The organism is Inquilinus sp. OTU3971 (assembly GCF_038440215.1).
Genome location: NZ_JASATH010000087.1, coordinates 1 through 24,340 on the forward strand (window position 1 = coordinate 1; position 24,340 = coordinate 24,340).

A 24,340-nucleotide genomic window follows, 5' to 3' on the forward strand; every position below is an offset into this window, starting at 1 on the left:
CCCCCCCCCCGCGGGGGGGGGGGGGCCTGGGGGGCGGGGTCTGCGCGCGTCCGCGCGCGAATGAGTAAGGACCGCCTCCGTCATCACCATGGCCGGGGGACTGGAGCCGTCGCAAGCCGATAGAACCCCCTCCCCCTAGCCCCCTCCCGCGAGGGGAGGGGGGACTCAAAAGGCCGTTTCTTGAAGCCTGCTGCTATCACACCCGCACCACGTGCAGGTTGCGCGGCAGCGAGGACAGGATCTCTGGCCCGTCCTCGCGCAGGATCACGATCTCCTCGAGCCGGATGCCGAAGCGGCCCGGGATGTAGATGCCAGGCTCGATCGAGAACACCATGCCCTCCTCCAGCACCGTCTCGGAGGTGGCGGTGATGTAGGGCGGCTCGTGGCCGTCGATGCCCATGCCGTGGCCGGTGCGGTGGACGAAGTACTCGCCATAGCCGGCATCGGCGATCACCCGCCGGGCGGCGGCGTCGACCTCCTTCGCCATCACGCCGGGCTTCGCCGCCTTCAGCGCCGCCTGCACCGCCTTCTCGACGATGGTGTGGATCTGGCCGTAGCCCTCCGGCGGCCGGCCGATCGCGACCATGCGGGTGATGTCGCTGGGGAAGCCGCCCTTGCGGCCGCCGATATCGACGACCACGGCGTCGCCCTCCTCCAGCCGGCGCCCGCCGGTCTGGTGGTGCGGGAAGGCGCCGTTGCCGCCGCCGCCGACGATCCAGAACGCCGGCGATGCGCCTTCCCCGCTGAAATGGTTCTTGATCACCGCCGCCAGCTCGAGCTCGGTCATGCCCGGCTTGGCCGCGGCGAAGGCGGCCTGCATGGCGCGGTCGGCGATGCCGGCATTCATCTTCAGCTTGGCGAATTCGGCGGCGTCCTTGCGCATGCGCAGGGCGCCGATGGTCCTGTCGGTGAAGCTGTGCCGCGCCCCGGGCAGGACACCGAGCAGCAGCAGGGCGAAATCGGCCCGCATCGTCTCGTCGAGCACCACATGGGCCGCATTGGTCGCGCCGACATCGGCCAGGGCGGCGGCCAGCGCGGCGTCAGGTCCCTCGGCGTCGTCCCAGGTGTGGAAGGCGATCGCCGTCTCCTCGCGCGAGCCCTCGGCGTTCAAGACCGGCATCAGGAACGCCTCGCGCTCCGGCCCGATCAGCAGCAGGCAGGGCCGCTCATCGGCATGCGGGTGGAAGCCGGCCGCCCATTGCATGTGCGAACCGGGCCCGAGCGCGACGAGATCGACGCCCGCCTCCCGCATCTTGCCGCGCAGCGCCGCCAGCCTCTTGCCCAAATCGACCGCCATCCTGTCCTCCTGCTCGCGGTATCCCGCCGCCATCGACTGCTACCCTAAGCGGCTTCGACCCGGAAGGCCTCGCGGTGGATCGCGGTGCGCAGGGCGCCGTCGGCGCCGACCACGCCGCGATACATGCCCTCGCAGTTGAAGGGCAGCGCCACGCGGCCCTGGGCGTCGACCGCGATCAGCCCGCCGGAGCCGCCGGCCGGGGCGAGCAGGGCCTGCACCACATCCTCCGCCGCCTGCTCCAGCCCCTGCCCTGCCCAGCGCATGCGGGCATCGATCTCGTGGCCGGCGGCATAGCGGATGAAGATCTCGCCATGGCCGGTGCCGGAGACGGCGCAGGTGGCGTTGTCGGCCCAGGTGCCGGCGCCGATCACCGGGCAGTCGCCCACCCGGCCCGGGGTCTTGCCGGTCATGCCCCCGGTCGAGGTGGCGGCGGCGAGGTTGCCGGCCGCGTCGCAGGCCACGGCGCCGACCGTGCCGTGCTTGCGCGCCGGGTCGCCATCGTCCGGCAGGGCCTGGCGGCGGCGCTCCAGCTCCTCCTGCAGCGCCGCCCAGCGCCGCTCGGTGCGGAACCAGGACGGGTCCATATGCTCCAGCCCCGCGTCAAGGCAGAAGCGGCGCGCCCCCTCCCCGGCCAGCAGCACATGCTCGGTCCGCTCCATCACCGCGCGGGCGGCGAGGACCGGATGGCGCGGGCCGCAGATGCCGGCGACGGCGCCGGCGCGCCGGTCGCGCCCGTCCATCACCGCCGCATCCATCTCGGTCTCGCCGGCGCTGGTGAAGACGGCGCCGCGGCCGGCGTTGAACAGCGGGTCCTCCTCCAGCGCCATCACTGCAGCGGTGACGGCGTCCAGCGCCGTGCCGCCGGCCGCCAGGACGAGGTGGCCGTTGCGGAGCGCGGTGCGCAGGCCCTGGTGGTAGGCCGCCTCCTGCTCCGGCGACAGCGAGTCCCGGCGGATGGTGCCGGCGCCGCCATGGATCGCCAGGACGGCGCGGGATGGGTCGGTCATGGAAGCCTCGGGGGGTCAGCGCAAAAAGGCGGTCATCGCGGAGACGGCGTTCATCCAGCGGATGGCGTCGGCGACGCTGCCGGCGGGCAGCGCCACGGTGACGCCGTCGCGGCGCTCGGCCGGCGGCAGGGTGGCGGCGAGGTCGGCCAGGGCCGGCCCGCCCATCTCCAGCTCCAGCGTGTACGGACCGTCGATGCGGAAGGGCGTGATCGCGCCGGCGCGGCGGACGGCGCGGGCCGCGCCTTCGCGCAGGGCGGCGCGGGCGGCCGGCAGCGGCAGCGACCGGGCGGCGCGGTTGCCCAGCGCCTGCTTGGTCTGGACGAACTCGGCCTCGGGGAAATGCTCGCGCAGCTCGGCGACGCAGCGGTCGTCGCCGGACACCATCGCCACCGGCACGCCCAGGCTTCCGGCATAGGCGCCGTAGATCCCCGCCTCGCCCAGCGGCCGGCCGTTCAGCCGCACGGCACGGAAGGCGAAGCCGTTGGTGGTGTGGGCCAGCACGCCCTGCTCCGACGCCCGGGCGTGGTAGCCGAGGCAGAACACTGCGGCATGGCCGGCATCCAGCCCGGCGAACATGTTGAGCGGCTTCGGCTTGCCCTGGATCAGCTCCGCCGCCGGATGCAGCAGCTCCGGCAGCAGGTTGGTCATCGGCCCGTGCGCGTCGTTGACCAGGATCCCGGTGGCGCCGCCTTCCAGCGCGCCCTCGATCGCGGCGTTGACCTCCTCGGTCATCAGCCGGCGGGCGCGTTCGTATTCGCCATTGCCCGGTTGGCCCTGCTGCGGCGAGACCACGCCGGCCACGCCCTCGATATCCGACGAGATGTAGATCCTCATTTGCGCTCCTCCGCCTCCAGCCAATCCGCGAGCGATGGCCGGCTGTGTCCGTTGCGGCCGACGGCAGGCCCGGCGGCGCAGAGCGCGTTCAGCACCGCCTCCTGCGTCGCCTCGGCCGCGGCCTGGAACAGCCGGTCGATCCGCGCCTCGTTCAGCACCCGGATCTGGGTCAGGTCGCGCTTCTGGTCGTGCTCCACCGGATCGGCGGTGGAGAAGCCCAGCGCGATGTCGCCGCTGCCATGGCCCCAGAAGGCGCCGAGCCGGGCGAGGCCGGCTCCGCAGCGCCTGGTGACGCGGTGCAGCTGGCGATGCTCCAGCGGCACATCGGTCGCCATCACCACGATCACCGAGCCACGCTCGGGCGTCGGCTCCGCAGGCGGCGCCGGACGGCGGCCGTCGGGCAGCACCAGATCGCCGGCCCGGCCGAAATTGGCCAGCACCAGCACGCCGAGATGGAAATGGGTGCGGTCGAACTTGACCCGGCGCGAGGCGGTGCCGATGCCGCCCTTGAAGCCGAAGCTGCTCATCCCCGTGCCGGCACCGACCGAGCCTTCGCCGATCTTCCCGTCGCTGGCCGCCGCGATCGCCTCCAGCGCGTCGGTCTCGGTCACCGCCAGGGCCTGGATGTCGGACAGGAAGCCGTCATTGCACTCCAGCACCACCGGGTTGACGGTGCCGGTCTCGCGGCCGATGTCGGGGTTGGCGGCGATGGCGGCGCGGATCAGCGCCGTGGCGCAGGTGCCGACGGCGAAGGTGTTGGTCAAGAGGATCGGCGTCTCGACCGTCCCCAGCTCCGTCACCTGCATCAGCCCGGTGCTCTTGCCGAAGCCGTTGATCACCTCGACCGCCGCGCGGGCCTTGCTGCGGAACAGGTTGCCGGCATGCGGCAGGATGGCGGTGACGCCGGTCAGCACGTCGCCGGCATGCAGCGTCAGATGACCCACCAACACGCCGGGCACATCGGTGATGGCGTTGAGAGGCCCGGTCGGCAGCGTGCCGCAGACCAGGCCGAAATCGCGGGCGAGACGGGCCGTCACCGATGCCTCCCTCAGGTCTTCAGCTTCGGGTCCAGCGCGTCGCGCAGGCCGTCGCCGAGCAGGTTGAAGGCCAGCACCGTGACGAAGATGGCGATCCCAGGGAAGAGGGTGATGTGGTCGGCAACGCCGAGATAGCTGCGCCCGTCGGCCAGCATCGCCCCCCATTCCGGGCTGGGCGGCTGGGCGCCGAGGCCGATGAAGCTGAGGCTCGCCGCTGTCAGGATCGAAGTGCCGATGCGCATCGAGAAGTAGACGATCACGCTGGGCAGCGTGCCCGGCAGGATGTGGCGCAGCATCAGCAGGCGGTGGCGCACGCCGATCGCCCGCGCCGCGTCGACATACACGGTCTGCTTGATCGCCAGCGTGCTGCCGCGCACCAGCCGGGCGAAGACCGGCACGCTGAACACGGCGACGGCATAGATCACGTTGTCGATGCCGGGGCCGAGAACGGCGATGACGCCGATCGCCAGGATGATGCCGGGGAAGGCCAGCAGCACGTCGCAGAGCCGCATCACGAAGCCGTCGACCCAGCCGCCATAGAAGCCGCTGACCAGGCCAAGCAGGATGCCGGCGACGCCTCCCAGCGTCACCGACAGGAAGCCGACCGCGAGCGAGATGCGGGCGCCGAAGACGATGCGGCTGAGGATGTCGCGGCCATAGGCGTCGGTGCCGGCGAGATGGGTCCAGGACGGCCCCTCCAGCACCCGCTCGTAATCCGGCGCGGCGAGGTCGTAGGGCGCGATCCAGGGCGCCAGGATGGCGACGATCACCAGCGCGACCAGGAACAGCCCGGCGATGACGCCGACCTTCTGCCGGCGGAAGCGGCGCCAGAATTCGTGCCACGGCGAGCGGACGCTCTCCGCGCCGACCGAGGCGACGGGTGCGGTGAGGGCGCTCATTGGTAGCGGATCTCCGGGTTGGCGAAGGCGTAGAGCATGTCGACGGCCAGGTTGATCAGGATGAACTCGATCGAGAACAGCAGGATCTCGGCCTGGATCACCGGGTAGTCGCGGTAGGAGACGCTGTCGACCAGCAGCCGGCCGAGGCCGGGCCAGGTGAACACGGTCTCGACCACGATCGAGCCGCCGAGCAGGAAGCCGAACTGCAGCCCGACCATGGTGATGATCGGGATCATTGCGTTGCGCAGCGTGTGCTTCCAGATCACGGCCCGCTCGAACACACCCTTGGCCCGGGCGGTGCGGACATAGTCCTCGCGTGAGATCTCGATGAAGGCGGAGCGGGTGAAGCGCGCCATCACCGCGGCGACGCCGAGGCCGAGCGCGATCGACGGCATGACGAAATGCTGCCAGGTGCCGTAGCCGCCGGTCGGCAGCCAGCCGAGATCGACCGAGAACACGCCGATCATCAGCAGGCCGAGCCAGAAGGACGGGAAGGAGATGCCGGAGACGGCCAGGACCATGCCGCCATAATCCTGCCAGCGGCCGCGCTTGACCGCGGACAGAACGCCGATCAGCAGGCCGACCGCCACCGCCCAGACCATGCTCACCACGGTCAGCCACACCGTCGGCATCAGCCGCTCGCCGATCTCGTCGGCCACGGCCCGGCGGGTCTTCAGCGAGGTGCCGAAATCGGCCTGCACGACATTGCCGAGGAAGGTCAGGTACTGCTCGGGCAACGGCTGGTCGAGGCCGAGATCGGCGCGCACGAGTGCGATGTCCTCCGCGGTCGCGTCCGGCCCGGCCACCAGCCGCGCCGGGTCGCCGGGCAGCATGTGGACGAAGCCGAAGACCAGGAGGGAGATGACCAGCATCACCGGGACGATGCCGAGGAGACGCCGGATCAGATATTGCAGCATGAGGACTCCGAAGACCGCCCGCCCTCAGACCGAGCCGGAGGGCGGGCGGCGAAGGCTTACTGGAACGCCGCGTCCTCGACGATGTAGGCGCGGTCGGGCAGGACGTAGACGCCGGACAGGTCCTTGCTCCGGGCGCTCAGCACGTGGTCGACGCCGAGCGAGATCCAAGGCGCGTCCTGCCAGATCAGGCCTTGAGCCTTGGCGTAGGCCTCGGCCCGCTTGCCCTCGTCGGCCGTGGCGACCGCCGCCTCCAGCGCTGCATCCACCTCCGGGTTCGAGTAGTAGGCGACGTTGAACAGCTTCGGCGGGAAGCCCTTGCCCCACAGCAGCGGCCGCAGCGCCCAGTCGGCGTCGCCGGTCGAGGACGACCAGCCGCCGTAATACATCTGCACCGTCGCGTCCTCGGGCGTCTGCACGCCCCAGACCTTGTCGGAGAGGACGCCGGATTCGAGCGGCGTCACCTGCGCCTTGACCCCGATCTGGGCCAATTGCTGCTGCAGGAACTGGGTCGCCCGGATCGCCGTGGTGTTGTTGCCGGACCACAGCACGGTCTCGAAGCCGTCGGGATAGCCGGCCTCGGCCAGGAGGGCCTTGGCCTTCTCCGGGTCGTAGGGCCAGATACCCTGCTTGGCGTAGAATTTCAGCTTCGGCGGCATCGGCGAATCCGCGGGGTCGCAGAAGCCGTTCAGCACCACCTTGCAATAGGCATTGCGGTCGACCGCGTAGCTCAGCGCCTGGCGGACGCGGAGATCGTCGAACGGCTTCTTGTGGGTGTTCAGCGCCACGTACCAGTTCACGATCGACGGCGCGTCGACGATGGTGAGGTTCGGGTTGCGCTCCAGCACCTTCATCATTTCCGACGGCACCGGGGTGATGAACTGGGCCTCGCCGGCCTGCAGCATGGCGACGCGGCTGCCGTTCTCCGGCACGCTGCGGATGGTGACGCCGTCGACCTTCGGCTGGCCGGGCTTCCAGTAGGCCTCGTTCTTCACCGCCTCCAGCGTGTCGGCCGACCAGGACTTGAACTTGAACGGGCCCGTTCCGACCGGGTTGCGGCCGATGTCCTTGCCGTATTTCTCCAGCGCCGCCGGGCTGATGATCATCGCCCCGGCATGGGCCAGGTTGTTGACCAGCGCGCCGAACGGCTCCTTCAGCACCACCTTGGCGGTGGCGTCGTCGACCACCTCGACATGGTCCAGCATCGACACCAGCGACTGGCGCTTCAGCTTGTTCTCGGGGTTGGCCAGGCGCTCGAGGCTGATCTTCACCGCCTCGGCGTTGAAGTCGGTGCCGTCGTGGAACTTGACGCCCTTCCGCAGGTGGAAGGTGTAGGTCTTGGCGTCGTCGCTGACCTCGTAGCTCTCGGCCAACAGCGGCACCAGCTGCATGTTCTGATCGAAGCCGTAGAGGCCCTGGTAGAACAGCCGCGTCGCCGCCTGCGACGCCGTCTCGTTGATGTTGGACGGGTCGAGCCCCGTCAGGTTCTGGTCGATGCCGACGACCAGGGGCTTGGCCATCGCCGCCCCCGGCAACGCCATCAGCGCGGCCACGGCGCAGGCGGCGAGGTGCCGTTTCCAGCTTTGCATCGTTTTCGTCCTCCTCTGTTTCCTCTGATTCACAATCGTCCGGGCCGGTTCAGTCGAAGTCGCCGACCCGGTGGCGGGCCACGAAGTGCCCCGGCCCGACGGGCTCGAGCGGCCGCACCAGCGGGCCGTCCCCCAGTGCCCGGATCGGGCTCGGGATCTCGCCCTCGATCAGGCTGGCGTCGCGGTTGCGCCGGGCGGGATCCGCGACCGGCACCGCCGCCATCAGCCGACGGGTGTAGGGGTGCTGCGGGCTCTCGAACACCGCCTGGCGCGGCCCGATCTCGACGATCTGGCCGAGATACATCACCGCGACGCGGTGGCTGACCCGCTCCACCACCGCCATGTCGTGCGAGATGAACAGGTAGGACAGGCCGTGCCGCGCCTGCAGCTCCATCAGCAGGTTCACCACCTGGGCCTGGATCGAGACGTCGAGCGCCGCCACCGCCTCGTCGGCGATGATCAGCTTCGGCTCCGATGCCAGGGCCCTGGCGATGCAGATGCGCTGGCGCTGGCCGCCCGAGAACTCGTGCGGGTAGCGCCTGGCATGCTCCGGCCGCAGCCCGACCTGGGTCAGCAGGTCGGCGACCCGCTGCTCCACAGCCTTGCCCTTGGCCAGGCCGTGGGTCAGCAGTGGCTCGGCGATCGAGAAGCCGACCGTCAGCCGCGGGTTGAGCGAGGCGAAGGGGTCCTGGAACACATACTGGATCTTCTGGCGCAGGCGCCGCCGCTCCTCCGCCTTCATCTCGGCCATGGCCCGGCCCTCGAAGCGGATCGAGCCGGCCGAAGGCTCCAGCAGCTGCATGATGGTGCGGCCGGTGGTGGACTTGCCGCAGCCGCTCTCGCCGACCAGGGCCAGGGTCTCACCCGGCTGCAGGCCGAAGCTGACCTGCTCCACCGCATGGACGCGGGCGACCAGCCGGCCGAACACACCGCGGCGCACGTCGAAGCGGGTCGAGAGCTTGTCGACCTCCAGCAACGGGCTGCCGGCATGCACCGTGTCCTGCGGCGCCGGCGGTGGCTCCCGCGATCCGTCGACCCGGACCAGCGGGAAGCGCGCCGGCAGCGGCTGGCCCTGCAGGCTGCCCAGCTTCGGCACCGCCGACAGCAGCGCCCGTGTATAGGGGTGCTGTGGGGCGGTGAAGATCCGCTCGGTCGGCCCCTCCTCCACCTTGCGGCCCTGATACATGACCACGACGCGGTCGGCGACCTCGGCCACCACGCCCATGTCGTGGGTGATGAACATCACCGCCATGCCCATCTCGCCTTGCAGCTGGCGGATCAGCCGCAGGATCTGGGCCTGGATGGTGACGTCCAGCGCCGTGGTCGGCTCGTCGGCGATCAGCAGGCTGGGGCGGCAGGACAGCGCCATGGCGATCATCACCCGCTGGCGCATGCCGCCCGACAGCTGGTGCGGGTGGCGGTCGAGCATCCGCTTCGCCTCCGGGATCCGCACCCGCTCCAGCATGCGCAGCGCCTCGGCCCGCGCCGCCTTGGCGTCCTTGCCCTGGTGCAGCATCACCGCCTCGGCGATCTGGTCGCCGATGGTGAAGACCGGGTTCAGCGACGTCATCGGCTCCTGGAAGATCATCGCGATCTCGTTGCCGCGCAGGGCGCGCAGCGCCTCGGCCGGGGCCTTGGCCAGGTCGCGCACCGTGCCGTCGCGGCCGCGGAAGCGCACCGAACCGCGGGCGATCTTCCCGCCGCCATAATCGACCAGCCGGATCAGGCTGAGCGAGGTGACCGATTTGCCGGAGCCGCTCTCGCCGACCACCGCCACGGTCTCGCCCGGCGCAATGGCGAAGCCGAGATTCTCGACCGCGGTGACGATGCCGTCATCGGTCGGGAACTGGACCGTCAGTCCCTCGACCTCGATCAGCGGTGCTGTGGTCATGCCGGCAGACCGACCAGGCTGTCGAAGGCGTCGCGCACCCGGCGCCACACCGGGCCAGGCCGGCCGGAGCCGACCGCGGCACCGTCCAGCCGCACGATCGGCGCCAGCTCCTTGGTGGTGCTGGTGATCCAGATCTCGTCGGCCGCGCGAAGCTCGGCCTCGGCCACGTCGCGCTGCTCCACGGCGATGCCGAGCTCCTCGGCCAGGCGGATCGCGATGCGACGGTTGATGCCGTCGAGGATGCGGTGGTCGGCGACCGGCGTCGCCACCCGCCCGTCCTTGACGACGAAGACGTTGCTGGCGGCGCATTCGCTGACCAGCCCGTCGCGGATCATCACCGTCTCCAGCACCCCGGCCTCGGCCGCCTGCTGCGCGGCGAGGACGGAGGGCAGGAGCGCGATCGACTTGATGTCGCAGCGCAGCCAGCGGATGTCGGGGGCGGAGACCAGGGCGAAGCCGTCCTCCTGCTGCGCCCGAGTGAGGCGCCTCAGCACGCCGGCGAAGGCCAGGATGCTGGCCTGGGACGCAGCCGGGAAGGCATGGCTGCGCTGCGCCGGGGCGCCCCGGGTGACCTGCATGTAGATGGTCGCGGCCGGGCGCGGCGCGATCTCGGCAAGCTGCCGGAACACCGTGGCGAGGCCGGCGCGGTCGAGGCCCGGGTCGATCCGCACGGCGGCGAGGCTGCGGGCCAGCCGGTCGAGATGGGCCTCGAGCTCGAAGATCCGGCCGTCATAGACCGCCACCACCTCATAGGCGCCGTCGGCGAAGAGATAGCCGCGGTCAAGCGGCGAGACCTTGACCTGGTCGAGCGGCAGGTAGGTTCCGGTCCAATAGGCCAGGGTCATCGTCGGCGTTCCGGGGCTGAGGGGCGGGGACGGCGCGCGGGGGCGTCGTCGACCAGGAGGAAGGGCATGATCTGCTCGGTCAGCTCGGCCGCGTCGGCGATGGTGCCGCGGCGCTGGGCCACGGCCCCGGCCAGTCCTTCGGCGAGCGCCATCACCGCGATGGAGGAGCCATGCAGCACGCCGTGCTCGGCCGGGCCGAACAGGGCGGCGTCGCTGTCGGGTACCAAAGGCGAGGCCGGCCCGTCGGTCAGGGCCAGGGCGCGCAGGCCGCGCACCTTGGCCTGGCGCAGCAGCTCGATGGTGGTGCGCGAATAGCGCGGCACCGAGATCGGGATCAGCAGGTCGCCGGGGCCGAGGCGGAGGAGATGGCGGACCATGCGCTCGGTGCCGCCGCTGCCATCCATCAGCTCGACCGAGGGGCAGTAGGGCTGCAGCAGCTCGGCCAGGAAGCGGGCGGTGACGGCGCTGACACCGAGGCCGAGCGGCGCCACCCGGCGCGCGGCCAGGACGAGATCGACCGCGCCGGCGCAGGCCTCGTCGGTCAGCAGCGCCGCGGCCTGACCGAGATTGGCGGAGACGCCGTCGATCGACCGGCGCAGCACGGCATGGGCCGATTCGCCGCCCTGCTGCGTCGCCCGCAGCTTCTCGACCGGGGCCAGAGCGCGCTGGAACTGCTGCAGCAGCTCGGCCCGGAATTCGGGGAAGCCGCCGAAGCCGAGGCTGCGGGCGAAGCGGTTGGCAGTGGCGACCGAGACGTCGGCGGCGCCGGCCAGATCCTCGATCCCCATGGTGGCGGCGCGGAACGGGTGCTCCAGGACGAAATCCGCGACCCGGCGATGCGCCGGCGAGAGCGACTCGACGCTCTGCGCCAGCCGGTTCATCAGGGTCTGCGGCAGGTCCTGGGCCATGCGGAAGCGAGCAAGGAATGGAAAGGCCGCGGGGCGGCGGGATGAAAATTCTTCTGTCATCCGATGTGACGGATGTAAAGATTTTTTCAGACGCAGGATAGGACTGGTGGCCTCGGCCGCGCCGCCGGCCCGGCCGTCAGAACTCCATCAGCACGCTCTTGTGGCGCAGATTGGCCTCGACCGCCTGGCGCCCCAGGTCCTTGCCGATGCCGGAGCGCTTGTAGCCGCCGGTCGGCAGGATGAAGTCCGCCGTGCGGCCGTAGCGGTTGACCCAGACGGTGCCGGCCTGCAGCCGGCGCACCGCCCGCATGGCGCGGCCGAGATCCGCGGTGTGAACGCCGGCGGCGAGGCCGTAGTCGGGGTGGTCGGCCAGGGCCAGCCCCTCTTCCTCGTCGTCGAAGGCCTGGACCGTCAGCACCGGGCCGAAGATCTCCTCGCGCACCGCCGGCATGTCGGGGGTGACGTCGGTCAGGATCGTCGGCTCGTAGAAGGCGCCGTCCTGGATCGCGGCCAGGCGCCGGCCGCCGATCACGGCCTTGGCGCCCGCGGCCAGGGAGCGGCGGACGATGCCGTCGATCCGGTCGGCCTGCGGCGTCGAGATGATCGGCGAGAAGCTGGTGTCCCGGCGCCAGGTCGGGCCCGGCCGCACCTCTGCGAACAGCGCCATCAGCCGCTCCACCATCTCGTCCCGCAGCCGGCGCTGGACGATCAGGCGCGAGCCGGCGACGCAGACCTGACCGGCATTGCCGAGAATCGCGGCGGCGACCTGGCGGGCGGTGCGGTCGGCGCTCGGCGTGTCGGCGAAGACCAGCTGCGGGCTCTTGCCGCCGAGCTCCAGCGTCACCGGCTTCACCCCGCTGGCGGCGCTGGCCGCCATGATCGCGGCGCCGGTCCGGGTCGAGCCGGTGAAGGAGATCTTGTCGACCAGCGGATGGCGGCAGAGAGCATCGCCGGTGACGGCGCCGGTGCCCTGGACCACGTTGAAGATGCCGGGCGGCACCCCGGCCTCGACGGCCAGCTGCGCCAGCAGCACGGTGGAGAACGGTGTCAGCTCCGACGGCTTGAGCACGATGGCGTTGCCGGCGGCCAGCGCCGGCCCGGCCTTCCATGACGCCATGCTGAGCGGAAAGTTCCAGGGCGTGATCGCGGCGACCACGCCATAGGGTTCGGAGATCACCAGGCCGAGGTTGTCGCTGCGGGTCGCCGCGACCTCGCCGCCCAGCTTGTCGGCATATTCGGCGAAGAAACGGAAGCCTTCCGCCGTGCTGGCCACGTCGACGGCCAGGGCCTGGGCGATCGGCCGGGTGGAGCCGAGCGCCTCGAGCCGCCCCAGCTCCTGCGCCCGCGCGTCGATCAGGTCGGCGAAGCGGCGCAGCACCCGGGCCCGCTCGCGCGGCGCGCGGCTGGCCCAGTCGGTCCGGCGCTGGGCCTCGGCCGCGTTGCTCACCGCCCGGTCGACCAGCTCGGCGGAGGCGACCGGCAGCTCGGCATAGAGGACGCTGTCGGAGGGGCGCCGGACGCCGATCGTCTCGCCCTGCCCCGCGACGAGGGCACCATCGATGAAGTGGCCGGCAGGGATGGCGACGGCAGTGGGATCGAAATCGAGCATGATCAGTATCCCGCCGCCCAGCGGGCGAGGTCGGCCGCACTCTCGGCACCGTCGAACATGGCGACGATGCGCTCGCCCAGCAGCGGGCCGAACTTGAACATCTGGCCGTCGCAATGGGTCACCACGAGGCCGCGCCCGGCCTGGTCGAGCCTGAAGCGGCGCGAGGCGTCGAGGACGTAGTAGCCGACCTGGATCCGGGTCGGGCGGTAATCCGCGGCGTCCCGGAGATAGGGCCGGAACGGCGCCAGGATCGCCTCGCCCTCGATGGCGAGGTCCGAGCCGAAGCCGTCGACCTCCGGCCGGGCGCGACGCCGGTGCGGGCCGTGGCCGAATTTGAGGCCGGCGCCGCGGCGGTCCGGCAGGGTGTAGCCGCCATGGTCGCCGAGGGTGACGATGGCCGGCGCGTCCCGCCAGGACTGGGCGAAGCGGGCCGGCGGCTCGACGTAGCACAGGCCCTGCCGCCAGGTGGACGCGTCGCCGTAGCGCTCCGGCATCAGCGCCGGCAGCCAGGCGCCGGCGGCGACCACCAGGATGTCGCCTTCGACCGTGCTGCCGTCGGCCCGCACGGCAACGGCGCGCTCCTGGTCCACCCGGGCGATGCGGCAGCCGCCTTCGACCACGGCCCCGCGCTCGGCCACCCAGCGCGCCAGCTCGGTGACGATGCGGCCGGCGAAGAGCGGCCCGCCCGGCGAGGCGACGACACCCCAGGCGCCGTCCGGCAGTTGGAGGTGCGGGCACAGCCGCTCCACCCCCGCACGGTCCAGCACCTCATGCGCGATGCCGATCTCGCGGAAGCTCTCCAGCGTCTGGGCGGCGTAGTCGCCGGCCTCCAGCGAGATCGCGATCGCGCCGGTATCCTCGAACTGCTCGCTGCCGATGTCGTCCCAGACCCGCGACCAAGCCTCGAAGGCGGGCGCCACCATGCGGGTGTAGCCGAGGGCCGCGCCGTAATGGTAGCGGATCATCCGGTGCCGGTCGTAGGAGGCGCCGTGCGGGTTCGGCACCTCGCCCTGCTCCAGCAGATGCACCTCATGCCCGCGCTGCAGCGCCGCCCGCGCCACGGACAGACCGACGATACCGGCACCGATGATGACGACACGAGCCATGGGATGCGCCCTGTTTTCCACTGAGACTGATTGAGAGGGCGATCCGGTGAAGGAACAGAACCCACATCTGTCATGCCCGGGCTTGACCCGGGCATCCAGAGGGTGTCGACACCTCCTGGATTGCCGGGTCAAGCCCGGCAATGACAAAAGGGGCGGTCTGTTCTTAACCCAATCGTCCCCATTGCCTGCCACCGAGGCTAGACCGGCCGGCGCGGCAGATGCTGCCATGGATGCGCGCCGCTTTGGTGCATCCGCATGGTGCGCCGCCGGCTTTTCGGCCGATCGTGCCAGGATGGGCGGAGCAAGCTGAGGGCACGCGGCCCGACCAGAGACAGCGGTGATGACCCAGGACACCCCTCCCCCGACCTTGCGCCCGATGACGGAGCAGGACCTGCCGGCGCTGCACGCCCTGACCGTGGAGGTCGGCTGGGCGCACCGGCCGGAGGATTGGCGCTTCGTGTATGAGGTCGGCGACGGCGTGGTGGCCTGCGACGGGGCCGGCCGGGTGATCGGCTCGGCCCTGTGGTGGCCGTTCGGCCCGGATTTCGGTACGGTCGGCATGATCATCGTCTCGCCGCGACTGCAGGCAAAGGGCACCGGAAGGCGGCTGATGCAGTGGCTGTTCGGCCGGGCCGGCGACCGCGTGCTGCAGCTCAACGCCACCCCGGCGGGGCTGCGGCTGTACCGGTCCGAAGGATTCCGCGAGATCGGCCGGATCCACCAGCACCAGGGATCGGTGCAGCCGCTGCCAGTCGTGGCGGCGGCCGGACGGGTGCGGCCGGTCGCGGCCGAGGACTGGCCGCGGATTCGCGAACTCGACCGGGAGGCTTATGGCGCGGAGCGGTCGGCGGCCTTGGACGGGCTCGCCGTCCGTTCGGTCGGTTATGGCTATGAGGCACATGGCGAGCTGCTCGGCTTCAGCCTGTGCCGCCCGTTCGGCCGCGGCCATGTCGTCGGCCCGATCGTCGCGCCGAACGAGGCCTCGGCTGTCGCCCTGCTGCAGCCGCATCTGGAGGAGCATGCCGGCCGTTTCCTGCGGGTCGACACGCCGGATGACGGCGCCTTCGCTGACCGCCTCACCGCCGCAGGCCTGGCGCGGGTGGACACGGTCGTGACCATGCGGCGCGGCGACCGGCCGGCGCCATCGGCGTCCGCGAGGATCTTCGGGCTGATCAACCAGGCGCTGGGCTGAATCATGAGCCGCCCGACGCTGCTGTACAAATCCGACCCGGTCCGGGGCGCGGTCTGGGACCGGGTGCTCCGGGAGGAGGCGCCGGACATCGCGCTCGAGGTCTGGTCGCCCGATGCGCCACCGTCCGACGCCGCCTATCTGGTGGCCTGGATTCCGCCCGAGGATCTGGCGCGGTCGGTGCCGAAGCTGGAGGTGCTGTTCGGCCTCGGCGCCGGGGTGGACCATCTGGCCCTCGACCACCTGCCGCTGCGGGTCCAGGTCGTGCGCATGGTCGATCCGGACCTCACCCGGTCGATGGTCGAATACGTGCTCTACGCCGTGCTGGCGCTGCACCGGGACATCCCGGCCTATCTCACCGACCAGCGCGAGGGCCGCTGGGCCCCGCGTCCGGTGCGGCGCAGCGCCGACCGCACGGTCGGGGTGATGGGCTTGGGCGTGCTCGGCCGGGCCGCGGCCGAGGCGCTGCGCGACCTCGGATTTTCCGTGCGCGGCTGGAGCGCGTCGGAGAAATCGATCCCGGGCATCACCGGATTCGCCGGCCCGGACGCGCTGCCGGGCTTCCTGGGGTCCTGCGAGATCCTGGTCTGCCTGCTGCCGCTGACCGACGCCACCCGCGGCCTCCTGGATGCCGAGGTCTTCAAGGCCCTGCCGGCCGGGGCCGGGCTGGTCAATGTCGGCCGCGGCGGACATGTGGTCGAGGCCGACCTCCTGGCGGCGCTGGAGAGCGGCCACATCTCGGCCGCGATGCTCGACGTGCTGGCGACCGAGCCGCCGCCGCCCGACCATCCGCTGCTGCAGCATCCGCGCGTGATGCTGACGCCGCATGTGGCCAGCGCCACCCATCCGGACTCGGCGGCCCGCCAAGTGATCCGCGCGATCCGCCGGCATCGGGACGGACTGCCGATGGAGAACATCGTCGACCGCCGACAGGCGTACTGACCCTAAGCGAACAGGCTCATCAGCGGCTGTTCGGTCTTCCGGACCGGGGTCTTGATCACGATGTAGCTGAAGTATTTCGAGATCCCCACCGGGCGCTCCAGCAGCCCCTCCATCACCTCCTGGTAATGCGACAGGCTGCGGGTGACGAACTTCACCAGATAGTCGTAGCCGCCGCTGACCAGGTGACATTCCATCACCTCGTCCAGGCCGCGCATCGCCGCCTCGAACCGGGTGAAATAGGGCATCGTCTGGTCGGCCAGCGTGATCTCGGTGAAGACGGTGACGGTCTCGCCCAGCTTGGCCAGGTTGAGATGGGCGCCGTAGCCGCTGATGTAGCCCGCCTGCTCCAGCCGCTTGACCCGCAGCAGGCAAGGGCTGGTCGACAGCCCGACCGCATCCGCCAGGTTGACATTGGTCATCCGCCCCTGGCGCTGCAGCTGCACCAGGATCCGCATGTCGATCTGATCGAGCCTGTTGCCGGTCGGGTTCACGAGGATGCTCCTACTCGGCGGCGACGCCGGTCTTGCCCTGCCGCAGGGCGTTGGCCTTGTGCAGCGTGCGGACCGGGTCGCCGAAATGCCGGTCCAGCTCCTTCAGCGCCGCCTCGGCATCGTCGCCGCCGACCAGGTCGGCCAGCAGCTTGTGCTCGTCGATCAGCGCTTTGTTGCCGCGATAGCCGCCCATGAGCTTGTGCAGGCACAGCATGGTCTCGGCCTGCAGCGTGGCGTAGCCGCGGGACAGCCGGTGGCTGCCGGCGGTGTCGACCAGCTCGCGGTGGAACTCCAGGTCCAGCTCGGCGGTGCGCGACCAGTCCTCGCGCCGGACCGAGGCCTCCATCTGCCTGACCACGGCCTTCAGCTTCTTCGCCAGCGCGGCACGGTCCGGCAGGCCCATCACCCGCCGCAGGGCGACGAGCTCGAGCGATCTGCGGACGAAGTAGATGTCCTGCAGGTCCTCGTCGGTCAGCTCCGGCACGAACACGCCACGATGCGGCTCGCTGCGCAGCAGCCCTTCCTGGATCAGCCGCTGCAGCGCCTCGCGCACCGGCCCGCGGCTGACGCCGAAGCTGGCCGCCAGCTCCATCTCGTTGAGCTGGGCGCCGAGCGGGAAGGTGCCGTCGAGGATCGAGGCGCGGATCTGTTCGCTGACCTGGCCCGACAGGGTCGTGCGCGCCAGCCGTTTCACCTTCCCACCATTCGCCTGTGCCATGCGCTGCCTCGCCTTCCGTGATGCCCCGCTCAATGCAGGACGTCCTGCAGCCGATAGTAAGCGCCCACCAGGGGCAGGAACCAGGGGGGCCCGAAATGGCCGGGCACCGCCGGCCAGTCGAGGTCGCGGAAGACGTTCGCCTCTGACCGGCCGCTCATCACCTCGGCCATCACCGCGCCCATATGCGTCGCCATCTGGGTGCCGTGGCCGCTGTAGCCCATCGAGTAGTAGAGGCCGTCATGCACGCCGGCCCGGGGCAGCCGGTCGGCGGTCATGTCGACGATGCCGCCCCAGCAATAGTCGATGCGCACGTCGCCGAGCTGCGGGAAGACCATGCGCAGCGCCCGCTGCAGCACCTTGCCGCTCTTGGCGTCGGACAGCGGGCTGGACACGGCGAAGCGCGCCCGCCCGCCGAACAGCAGCCGGTTGTCGCCGGTGATGCGGAAATAGGTGCCGACATTCTTCGAATCCGTCGCCATCCGGCGGGTCGGCATCAGCTCGTCCACCACCGCCTGCGGCAGCGTCTCGGTGACGATGACGAAGCTGCCGATCGGGATGACGCGGCGCCGGAACCAGGCGAAAGGGCCGGCGCGCGACGGGCCGGTCGCCAGCAGCACCTGCGACGCCGTCAGCCGGCCGCGGGCGGTCACCACCTCATGGGCGTGGCCGTTGCGCCGCTCCAGCGCCGACACCGGCGCGTCCTCGAAGATCGCGGCGCCCCGTGCCGCCGCCGCCTCGGCCAGCCCCTTGGAGAAGCGGCCCATATGCATGCCGGCGCTCTTCCGGTAGACGAGCCCACCGTGGAACCGGTCGGAGCCGATCTCGGCCCGCAGGTCGCCGGCCGCGACCAGGGCGGTGTCGGCGTCGACCTCACGCGCCAGCACCTCCTGCGCCCGCTGCAGCTTGTCGAAATGCTCCGGCTTGGCGGCGAGCTTGATCTTGCCGGTGCGCCGGAAGTCGCAGTCGATCCCCTCCTCCCGCACCAGGCGCTCGACCGTGTCGACCGCAGCGTCATAGGCACGGTACAGCAGCCGGGCCTGGTCGAGGCCGTGGCGGGCCGCCACGCCCTGGAAGTCGACCGCAAGGCCGTTGTTGCACTGGCCGCCGTTGCGGCCGGAGGCGCCGGCGCCGACCTGCCCGGCCTCGAGCACCGCCACCCGGGCGCCGCGCCGGGCCAGCGCCAGCGCCGCCGACAGCCCGGTGAAGCCGGCGCCGATCACGGCGACGTCCACCTTACCCTCGACCGGGCCGGCGGCGGCGCCCTGGAACGGCGTCACGGAATCCATCCAGTAGGAAGCCAGTTTCATGATCGATCCTGATCGCGCGCCCGGCCTGATCGCGCGCCCGATCAGCGCCCGTCGCGGCGGCGACCCACTAGCTTGATCACGTCACTCGTAGGATTGTCAACAATCATAACGAGAGATGGGACACCAGTCGTGCCAGCATGGCGACGCCGGAGGCCAGCTCGGCCCGGGTGATGAACTCGTCCGGCTTGTGCGCCCGGTCGATGTCGCCCGGGCCGCAGACGATCGCCGGCACGCCGGCCTGCTGATACAGGCCGGCCTCGGTGCCGAAGCTGACCGCGGCCTGCCGCGGCTGCCCCGAGATCGCCTCGGCCAGCGCCGCGAGGGGATGGTCGTCGGCGAGGTCGAGCGCCGGGTAGAGGGCGAGGGTCTCGCTGTCGACCGCAACCGACCGCCCCTCGGCCCGCATCGCCGCGACCCGGTCCTCGGCGAATCGTGCGATCGGCCGCCACAGCCCGGCGGGGTCGGTGCCCGGGATGGCGCGGGCTTCGAGGTCGAAGACGCATTCGGCCGGCACGATGTTGACCCCGGTGCCGCCGGACACGATGCCGACCTGCAGGGTCGAGACCGGCGGCGCGAAGCGGTCGTCGAACGGGCCCTGGGCCTCAATCCGCCGCGCCTCGTCCCGCACCTGCAGCATCAGCTCCGCCGCCAGATGGATGGCGTTGTCCGCCAGGTCGGGGCGGGAGGAATGGCCAGCGCGGCCGCGCACACGGACCCGCTGGGCGATCTTGCCCTTATGCCGCAGCACCGGGCGCAGCCCGGTCGGCTCGCCGACGATGCAGCCGGAGGGCGGAGCACAGAGAAGCGGCAGCCGGTCGATCAGATGACGCACGCCGACGCAGCCGACTTCCTCGTCATAGGACAGGGCGATGTGCACCGGCCGCGTCAGCCGGGCCGCGACCAGGGCCGGCACCGAGGCCAGCACGCAGGCGACGAAGCCCTTCATGTCGACGGCGCCACGGCCGAACAGCCGGTCGCCGTCCTGGCGCAGGGTGAAGGGATCGCCGGTCCAGCCCTCCGGCGCGGCCGGCACCACGTCGAGATGCGCCGACAGGATGGTGCCCGGAACCTCCGCCGGGCCGATGGTGGCGAACAGGTTGGACCGGTCGCCCTCCGGCCCCGGCAGCACGGTGCTCGCGACGCCATGTTCGGCGAGACACGTGCGGACATAGTCGACGATGGCCCCGTTCGGGGTGCGGCAGACGGACGGAATCGCCACCAGATCCGCCAGAATCTCCTCGACCGATTTCATCCCGCGCCTCCTCCCGATTGCGCCACCATCCTGCCTCGCTGCGCCAAAGCGGTCGCGCCGAAGGACGGCGCCGGTTCGGCATGTCGTGCCATCCGCGCCGCCGCAAACGGCATGATCGCCCGGCGATGCGGCGCACAGGGGGCTGGCCGTGCGGCCTGCCTCTTCTAGGATGGCCCGATCGCGGATCCCATGAGAGCGACCGGACATGGCCCTGAGACCGAAATACGTCACCTTCGACTGCTACGGCACCCTGATCTATTTCGAGATGGCGCCGGTGGCCCGCCGGATCTATGCCGACCGGGTCGACGCCGCGCGGATGGATGCCTTCTGCGCCGATTTCTCGGCCTATCGCCTGGACGAGGTGCTGGGCGCCTGGAAGCCCTACTACGAGGTGGTGCGCAACGCGCTGGAGCGCAGCTGCAAGCTGTGGCAGGTGCCGTTCCGGGAGGAGGATGCGGACGCCGTCTATGCCGCCATCCCGACCTGGGGGCCGCATCCGGACGTGCCGGAGGCGCTGGCCAGGGTCGCCACCCGCATCCCGCTGGTCATCCTGTCGAACTCGATGACCGATCTGATCCCGCACAGCGTGGCCAGGCTCGGCGCGCCGTTCCACGCCGTCTACACGGCACAGGAAGCGCAGGCCTACAAGCCGCGGATGCGGGCCTTCGAATATATGTTCGACCAGCTCGGCTGCGGCCCGGAGGACGTGCTGCACTGTTCCTCCAGCTTCCGCTACGACCTGATGACCGCCCATGACCTGCGGATCACCAACAAGGTGTTCGTGAACCGGGGCCACGAGCCGCCGAACCCCTATTACGGCTATCACGAGATCAAGGACATCCGCGGCCTGCCCGGGCTGCTGGGGCTGTAGCCGGCCACTCGAGGACGGTATCGTCTTCATTAAGATTGTTGACAATCCTACGACGACCGCCATCATATCGGACAGGAACCAGGGCATCGCGGCACCAGCGGCTGCGAGGGGCGACGCGGAACACCGCGCGTCCGGGATGCCCCGGCATCAGAACAACCAGGGGAGCTCGGGATCGGTGATCCCGCACAACAGAGGGACGGCGGCATGACGAAGATCAGCGATTTCGAAGCGATGCGCCCCGCCGATCGCTGGCGGGTCCTCGACGCGCTGCGCGGCGGCGCAACCCGGCGCGACGTGCTGGGCATGCTGGGGATGGCCGGCATGGGCCTGGCCGCCGGCGGGTCGGTGTTCACGCACGCCAGCCGGGCAATGGCCGACACCCCGAAGCGCGGCGGCAGCATCCGCGTCGCCGGCTACACCAGCTCGACCGCCGACACGCTCGACCCGGCGAAGCAGACGGCGTCGACCGACTATGTCCGCTGCAACCTGTTCTACAACAAGCTGACCCGGATCGACGAAGCCGGCGAGCCGCAGCCGGAGCTGGCCGAGACGATCGACAACGACAAGGCCACGGTCTGGACCATCAAGCTGCGCCAAGGCGTCACCTTCCACGACGGCAAGGCCCTGACCGCGGAGGACGTGGTCTATTCCCTGAAGCGCCATCTCGACCCCGAGGTCGGCAGCAAGGCCAAGGCTTTGGCCTCGGCGATGGAGGAGATCAGCGCGACCGGGCCGAACGAGGTCCGCATCAAGCTGTCGGGCCCGAACGCCGATTTCCCGGTGATCCTGGGCACCGCCCATTTCCACATCGTCAAGGACGGCACCAAGGATTTCGCGACCGCGGTCGGCACCGGCCCGTTCAAATGCCAGGAGTTCACGCCCGGCGTGCGCTCGGTCGCGGTGCGCAACGAGGGCTACTGGCGCGACGGCCCCTGGCTCGACCAGATCGAGTTCTTCGGCCTGGCCGATGAGAGCGCCCGGGTCAACGCGCTGCTCTCCGGCGACGTGCAGCTGGCCTCGACCATCAATCCGCGCTCGGTCAAGCAGCTGCAGGATACCGGCGCCTTCGGCGTCCTCGACACCCGTGCCGGCAACTATACCAACCTGATCATGCGGCTGGATGCGGCGCCGGGCAGCAGCCCGGATTTCGTCCTGGGCATGAAGAGCCTGATCAACCGGGAGCAGATCAAATCGGCGATCTATCGCGGCTATGCCGAGATCGCCAACGACCATCCGATCCCGTCCTCGAACCGGTTCTACGCCAAGGACATCCCGCAGCGACCCTTCGACCCGGACCAGGCCAAGTTCCACTTCCAGAAGGCCGGGGTGCTGGGCTCGACCATCCCGGTCGTCGCCTCGCCCGCCGCCGACAATTCGGTGGAGATGGCGGTGCTGCTGCAGCAGGAGGCGCAGAAGATCGGGCTGACGCTGGACGTGCAGCGGGTGCCGTCGGACGGCTTCTGGTCGAACTACTGGATGAAGTCGCCGGTCGGCTTCGGCAACATCAACCCGCGGCCGACCGCCGACCTGCTGCTGACGCTGTTCTACAAGTCGGACGCGCCCTGGAACGAATCCGGCTGGAAGGACGGCCAATTCGACCAGTTGCTGGTCGCCGCCCGGGCCGAGACCGACGAGGTCAAGCGCCGGCAGATGTATCACGACCTGCAGGTGATGGTGCGCGACGGGTCCGGCGTGGCCATCCCGACCTTCATCAGCAACCTGGACGCCTACACCAGCAGCCTGAAGGGGCTGAAGCCGATGCCGACGGGCGCCCTGATGGGCTACGGCTTCGGCGAGTATGTCTGGCTGGACAGCTAGGCCCTATGAACGCCCAGATCGCGAAGCTGATCGGGGGGCGGCTGGTCGTCGCGGCGCTGACCCTGGTCTTCGTCGCCGTGGTGGTGTTCGTCGCCACCCGGCTGCTGCCGGGCGACGTGGCGCAGGCGATCCTGGGCCAGAGCGCGACGCCGGAGGCGGTGGCCGGGCTGCGCACCGCGCTGGGCCTGGACCAGCCGGCGGCGCAGCGTTTCCTGCACTGGCTCGGCGGGATGCTGACCGGCGATCCCGGCGTGTCGCTGGTCAGCCGCCAGCCGATCGGCCCGCTGATCGGCACCCGTCTCGCCAGCTCGCTGCTGCTCGCGGCCATCGTCGCGGCCGTGGCGGTGCCGCTGGCGCTGGCGATCGGCATCACCTCCGCCGTCTGGCGCGGCTCGCTGTACGACCGGGTGGTGGCCACCGCCACCATCTCGGTCGTGGCGGTGCCGGAGTTCCTGGTCGCCACCGTCGCGGTGCTGATCTTCGCCGTGCATCTGCACTGGCTGCCGGCGCTGTCCTTCGTCCCGGCCCATGCCTCGCCGCTGCAGTTCCTGCGCGCCGTGGCCATGCCGGTGCTGAGCCTGACCTTCGTGGTGGTGGCGCAGATGGCGCGGATGACCCGGGCCGCGGTGATCGAGTCGCTGCGGTTGCCCTATGTCGAGATGGCGGCGCTGAAGGGGGCCAGCCCGGCGCGCATCGTGCTGCGCCATGCCCTGCCGAACGCGGTCGGCGCCATCGCCAACGCCGTGGCACTCAGCCTGTCCTATCTGCTGGGCGGCGTGATCATCGTCGAGACCATCTTCAACTATCCGGGCATCGCCAAGCTGATGGTCGACAGCGTCGCCATGCGCGACATGCCGGTGGTGCAGTCCTGCGCCATGGTGTTCTGCGCGGTCTACCTGCTGCTGGTCACCGCCGCCGACATCGCGGCGATCCTGTCCAACCCGAAGCTGCGCCACCGATGACCCAGCCTGCCCTCGATCCGGCGGAACAGCTGCCCCGGCGCCGATCGCACCGGCTGCGCCTGTCCGCATCCGGCGTGATCGGCGCCGCGATCGTCCTGCTCTGCGTCGCGGTCGCGGCCTTCGGTTCGGTCCTCGCCCCTTACGATGCCGGGGCGGTGATCGACTACGAGGTGTTCAAGCCGGTCGGCGCCGCCTTCCCGCTGGGCACCGACTATCTCGGCCGCGACATGCTGAGCCGCATCCTGCTCGGCGCCCGCTACACCGTCGGCATCGCCGGCCTCGCCACCCTGCTGGCCTGCGGCGCCGGCGTCTGCCTGGGCCTGTTCGCCGCCGCCGTCGGCGGCTGGCCCGATGCGCTGCTGAGCCGGACGCTCGATGCCCTGACCTCGATCCCGAGCAAGATGCTGGCGCTGGTGCTGGTGGCGGGCCTCGGCTCCTCCACCCCGATCCTGGTGCTGACCCTGGCCTTCATCTACCTGCCGGGCTGCTTCCGCATCACCCGGGCGCTCGGCGTCAACATCGCGGCGGAGGATTTCGTCCTGGCCGCCCGCGCCCGCGGCGAGCGGACCGGATACATCATGCTGCAGGAGGTGCTGCCGAACATGGTCGGCCCGATCCTGGCGGATTTCGGCCTGCGCTTCGTCTTCGTCGTGCTGCTGCTGAGCAGCCTGAGCTTCCTCGGCCTCGGCGTGCAGCCACCGAACGCCGATTGGGGGTCGCTGGTGCGCGAGAACATCTCGGGGCTGAGCGAGGGCGCGCCGGCCGTGATCATGCCGGCCATCGCCATCGCGGTGCTGACCATCGGCGTCAACCTGCTGATCGACAGCCTGCCCGGCCGCCGCGAGGGGCATTGA

At 70.7% G+C, this 24,340-nt stretch carries 22 protein-coding genes; 6 read left to right on the forward strand and 16 right to left on the reverse strand.

What is annotated here, in order from left to right:
* Window positions 1-196 precede the first annotated feature (196 nt).
* The 12 genes from AAHM41_RS21320 to AAHM41_RS21375 all read right to left on the reverse strand — a co-directional run bounded on the left by AAHM41_RS21320 (window position 197) and on the right by AAHM41_RS21375 (window position 13,936).
* Entirely contained in the window at window positions 197-1,297 is a 1,101-nt protein-coding gene (locus tag AAHM41_RS21320; RefSeq protein ID WP_342238592.1) for a M24 family metallopeptidase, read from the reverse strand.
* 44 nt (window positions 1,298-1,341) lie between these two features.
* Entirely contained in the window at window positions 1,342-2,304 is a 963-nt protein-coding gene (locus AAHM41_RS21325; RefSeq protein WP_342238593.1) for an isoaspartyl peptidase/L-asparaginase family protein, read from the reverse strand.
* A 15-nt stretch (window positions 2,305-2,319) separates the two neighbouring features.
* On the reverse strand, window positions 2,320-3,138 hold the full coding sequence (locus tag AAHM41_RS21330) for a M55 family metallopeptidase (protein WP_342238594.1): 819 nt from the start codon (window positions 3,136-3,138) through the stop codon (window positions 2,320-2,322).
* The gene (locus AAHM41_RS21335; RefSeq protein WP_342238595.1) at window positions 3,135-4,175 is read right to left on the reverse strand and encodes a DmpA family aminopeptidase; all 1,041 of its coding nucleotides are present in this window, start codon (window positions 4,173-4,175) and stop codon (window positions 3,135-3,137) included. Before AAHM41_RS21335 ends, AAHM41_RS21330 begins: the two co-directional genes overlap by 4 nt.
* 11 nt (window positions 4,176-4,186) lie before the next feature.
* The gene (locus AAHM41_RS21340) at window positions 4,187-5,074 is read right to left on the reverse strand and encodes an ABC transporter permease subunit (RefSeq protein ID WP_342238596.1); all 888 of its coding nucleotides are present in this window, start codon (window positions 5,072-5,074) and stop codon (window positions 4,187-4,189) included.
* Complete coding sequence (gene gsiC / locus AAHM41_RS21345; protein WP_342238597.1) at window positions 5,071-5,991, reverse strand: glutathione ABC transporter permease GsiC; 921 nt, start codon at window positions 5,989-5,991, stop codon at window positions 5,071-5,073. The genes AAHM41_RS21340 and gsiC overlap by 4 nt, the downstream gene beginning before the upstream one ends.
* A gap of 56 nt (window positions 5,992-6,047) precedes the next feature.
* Complete coding sequence (gene gsiB / locus AAHM41_RS21350) at window positions 6,048-7,577, reverse strand: glutathione ABC transporter substrate-binding protein GsiB (RefSeq protein WP_342238598.1); 1,530 nt, start codon at window positions 7,575-7,577, stop codon at window positions 6,048-6,050.
* Window positions 7,578-7,626: 49 nt separating this feature from the next.
* Window positions 7,627-9,468, reverse strand: coding sequence for an ABC transporter ATP-binding protein (locus AAHM41_RS21355; RefSeq protein WP_342238599.1), 1,842 nt, complete (start codon window positions 9,466-9,468; stop codon window positions 7,627-7,629).
* Window positions 9,465-10,313 (reverse strand): D-amino acid aminotransferase, encoded by an 849-nt coding sequence (locus AAHM41_RS21360; RefSeq protein ID WP_342238600.1) that lies wholly within the window; start codon window positions 10,311-10,313, stop codon window positions 9,465-9,467. The genes AAHM41_RS21355 and AAHM41_RS21360 overlap by 4 nt, the downstream gene beginning before the upstream one ends.
* Complete coding sequence (locus AAHM41_RS21365) at window positions 10,310-11,221, reverse strand: MurR/RpiR family transcriptional regulator (protein WP_342238601.1); 912 nt, start codon at window positions 11,219-11,221, stop codon at window positions 10,310-10,312. Before AAHM41_RS21365 ends, AAHM41_RS21360 begins: the two co-directional genes overlap by 4 nt.
* A 136-nt stretch (window positions 11,222-11,357) precedes the next feature.
* Complete coding sequence (locus AAHM41_RS21370; protein ID WP_342238602.1) at window positions 11,358-12,830, reverse strand: aldehyde dehydrogenase family protein; 1,473 nt, start codon at window positions 12,828-12,830, stop codon at window positions 11,358-11,360.
* Between the two features lie 2 nt (window positions 12,831-12,832).
* On the reverse strand, window positions 12,833-13,936 hold the full coding sequence (locus tag AAHM41_RS21375; protein ID WP_342238603.1) for an NAD(P)/FAD-dependent oxidoreductase: 1,104 nt from the start codon (window positions 13,934-13,936) through the stop codon (window positions 12,833-12,835).
* A gap of 340 nt (window positions 13,937-14,276) precedes the next feature.
* On the opposite strand from AAHM41_RS21375, the gene AAHM41_RS21380 reads away from it, so the two are divergent.
* The gene (locus AAHM41_RS21380) at window positions 14,277-15,128 is read left to right on the forward strand and encodes a GNAT family N-acetyltransferase (RefSeq protein ID WP_342238604.1); all 852 of its coding nucleotides are present in this window, start codon (window positions 14,277-14,279) and stop codon (window positions 15,126-15,128) included.
* Between the two features lie 3 nt (window positions 15,129-15,131).
* Entirely contained in the window at window positions 15,132-16,067 is a 936-nt protein-coding gene (locus AAHM41_RS21385; RefSeq protein ID WP_342238605.1) for a 2-hydroxyacid dehydrogenase, read from the forward strand.
* A gap of 2 nt (window positions 16,068-16,069) precedes the next feature.
* On the opposite strand, the gene AAHM41_RS21390 is transcribed toward AAHM41_RS21385, so the two are convergent.
* The 4 genes from AAHM41_RS21390 to argE all read right to left on the reverse strand — a co-directional run bounded on the left by AAHM41_RS21390 (window position 16,070) and on the right by argE (window position 19,835).
* Complete coding sequence (locus AAHM41_RS21390; protein WP_342238606.1) at window positions 16,070-16,558, reverse strand: Lrp/AsnC family transcriptional regulator; 489 nt, start codon at window positions 16,556-16,558, stop codon at window positions 16,070-16,072.
* Between the two features lie 10 nt (window positions 16,559-16,568).
* Window positions 16,569-17,276, reverse strand: coding sequence for a GntR family transcriptional regulator (locus tag AAHM41_RS21395; protein WP_342238607.1), 708 nt, complete (start codon window positions 17,274-17,276; stop codon window positions 16,569-16,571).
* 29 nt (window positions 17,277-17,305) lie between these two features.
* Window positions 17,306-18,583, reverse strand: coding sequence for an NAD(P)/FAD-dependent oxidoreductase (locus AAHM41_RS21400; RefSeq protein ID WP_342238608.1), 1,278 nt, complete (start codon window positions 18,581-18,583; stop codon window positions 17,306-17,308).
* Window positions 18,584-18,686: 103 nt separating this feature from the next.
* Entirely contained in the window at window positions 18,687-19,835 is a 1,149-nt protein-coding gene (argE, locus tag AAHM41_RS21405) for an acetylornithine deacetylase (RefSeq protein WP_342238609.1), read from the reverse strand.
* Between the two features lie 205 nt (window positions 19,836-20,040).
* Here argE and AAHM41_RS21410 point away from each other — a divergent pair, with 205 nt between their 5' ends.
* From AAHM41_RS21410 to AAHM41_RS21425, 4 genes are all read left to right on the forward strand, one after another.
* On the forward strand, window positions 20,041-20,706 hold the full coding sequence (locus AAHM41_RS21410) for a haloacid dehalogenase type II (protein WP_342238610.1): 666 nt from the start codon (window positions 20,041-20,043) through the stop codon (window positions 20,704-20,706).
* A 204-nt stretch (window positions 20,707-20,910) separates the two neighbouring features.
* Window positions 20,911-22,524, forward strand: a complete 1,614-nt coding sequence (locus tag AAHM41_RS21415) for an ABC transporter substrate-binding protein (protein WP_342238611.1) — start codon at window positions 20,911-20,913, stop codon at window positions 22,522-22,524.
* A 5-nt stretch (window positions 22,525-22,529) separates the two neighbouring features.
* Window positions 22,530-23,486, forward strand: coding sequence for an ABC transporter permease (locus AAHM41_RS21420; RefSeq protein ID WP_342238612.1), 957 nt, complete (start codon window positions 22,530-22,532; stop codon window positions 23,484-23,486).
* A complete protein-coding gene (locus AAHM41_RS21425) occupies window positions 23,483-24,340 on the forward strand; it encodes an ABC transporter permease (protein ID WP_342238613.1) in 858 nt (285 codons plus the stop codon). The genes AAHM41_RS21420 and AAHM41_RS21425 overlap by 4 nt, the downstream gene beginning before the upstream one ends.

Bases quoted from the DNA above. Each gene is read 5' to 3' on its own strand.
- AAHM41_RS21320 (WP_342238592.1), bottom strand. From the start codon at position 1,297: ATGGCGGTCGATTTGGGCAAGAGGCTGGCGGCGCTGCGCGGCAAGATG.
- AAHM41_RS21325 (WP_342238593.1), bottom strand. From the start codon at position 2,304: ATGACCGACCCATCCCGCGCCGTCCTGGCGATCCATGGCGGCGCCGGC.
- AAHM41_RS21330 (WP_342238594.1), bottom strand. From the start codon at position 3,138: ATGAGGATCTACATCTCGTCGGATATCGAGGGCGTGGCCGGCGTGGTC.
- AAHM41_RS21340 (WP_342238596.1), bottom strand. From the start codon at position 5,074: ATGAGCGCCCTCACCGCACCCGTCGCCTCGGTCGGCGCGGAGAGCGTC.
- gsiC (WP_342238597.1), bottom strand. From the start codon at position 5,991: ATGCTGCAATATCTGATCCGGCGTCTCCTCGGCATCGTCCCGGTGATG.
- gsiB (WP_342238598.1), bottom strand. From the start codon at position 7,577: ATGCAAAGCTGGAAACGGCACCTCGCCGCCTGCGCCGTGGCCGCGCTG.
- AAHM41_RS21355 (WP_342238599.1), bottom strand. From the start codon at position 9,468: ATGACCACAGCACCGCTGATCGAGGTCGAGGGACTGACGGTCCAGTTC.
- AAHM41_RS21360 (WP_342238600.1), bottom strand. From the start codon at position 10,313: ATGACCCTGGCCTATTGGACCGGAACCTACCTGCCGCTCGACCAGGTC.
- AAHM41_RS21365 (WP_342238601.1), bottom strand. From the start codon at position 11,221: ATGGCCCAGGACCTGCCGCAGACCCTGATGAACCGGCTGGCGCAGAGC.
- AAHM41_RS21370 (WP_342238602.1), bottom strand. From the start codon at position 12,830: ATGCTCGATTTCGATCCCACTGCCGTCGCCATCCCTGCCGGCCACTTC.
- AAHM41_RS21375 (WP_342238603.1), bottom strand. From the start codon at position 13,936: ATGGCTCGTGTCGTCATCATCGGTGCCGGTATCGTCGGTCTGTCCGTG.
- AAHM41_RS21380 (WP_342238604.1), top strand. From the start codon at position 14,277: ATGACCCAGGACACCCCTCCCCCGACCTTGCGCCCGATGACGGAGCAG.
- AAHM41_RS21385 (WP_342238605.1), top strand. From the start codon at position 15,132: ATGAGCCGCCCGACGCTGCTGTACAAATCCGACCCGGTCCGGGGCGCG.
- AAHM41_RS21395 (WP_342238607.1), bottom strand. From the start codon at position 17,276: ATGGCACAGGCGAATGGTGGGAAGGTGAAACGGCTGGCGCGCACGACC.
- AAHM41_RS21400 (WP_342238608.1), bottom strand. From the start codon at position 18,583: ATGAAACTGGCTTCCTACTGGATGGATTCCGTGACGCCGTTCCAGGGC.
- argE (WP_342238609.1), bottom strand. From the start codon at position 19,835: ATGAAATCGGTCGAGGAGATTCTGGCGGATCTGGTGGCGATTCCGTCC.
- AAHM41_RS21410 (WP_342238610.1), top strand. From the start codon at position 20,041: ATGGCCCTGAGACCGAAATACGTCACCTTCGACTGCTACGGCACCCTG.
- AAHM41_RS21415 (WP_342238611.1), top strand. From the start codon at position 20,911: ATGACGAAGATCAGCGATTTCGAAGCGATGCGCCCCGCCGATCGCTGG.
- AAHM41_RS21420 (WP_342238612.1), top strand. From the start codon at position 22,530: ATGAACGCCCAGATCGCGAAGCTGATCGGGGGGCGGCTGGTCGTCGCG.
- AAHM41_RS21425 (WP_342238613.1), top strand. From the start codon at position 23,483: ATGACCCAGCCTGCCCTCGATCCGGCGGAACAGCTGCCCCGGCGCCGA.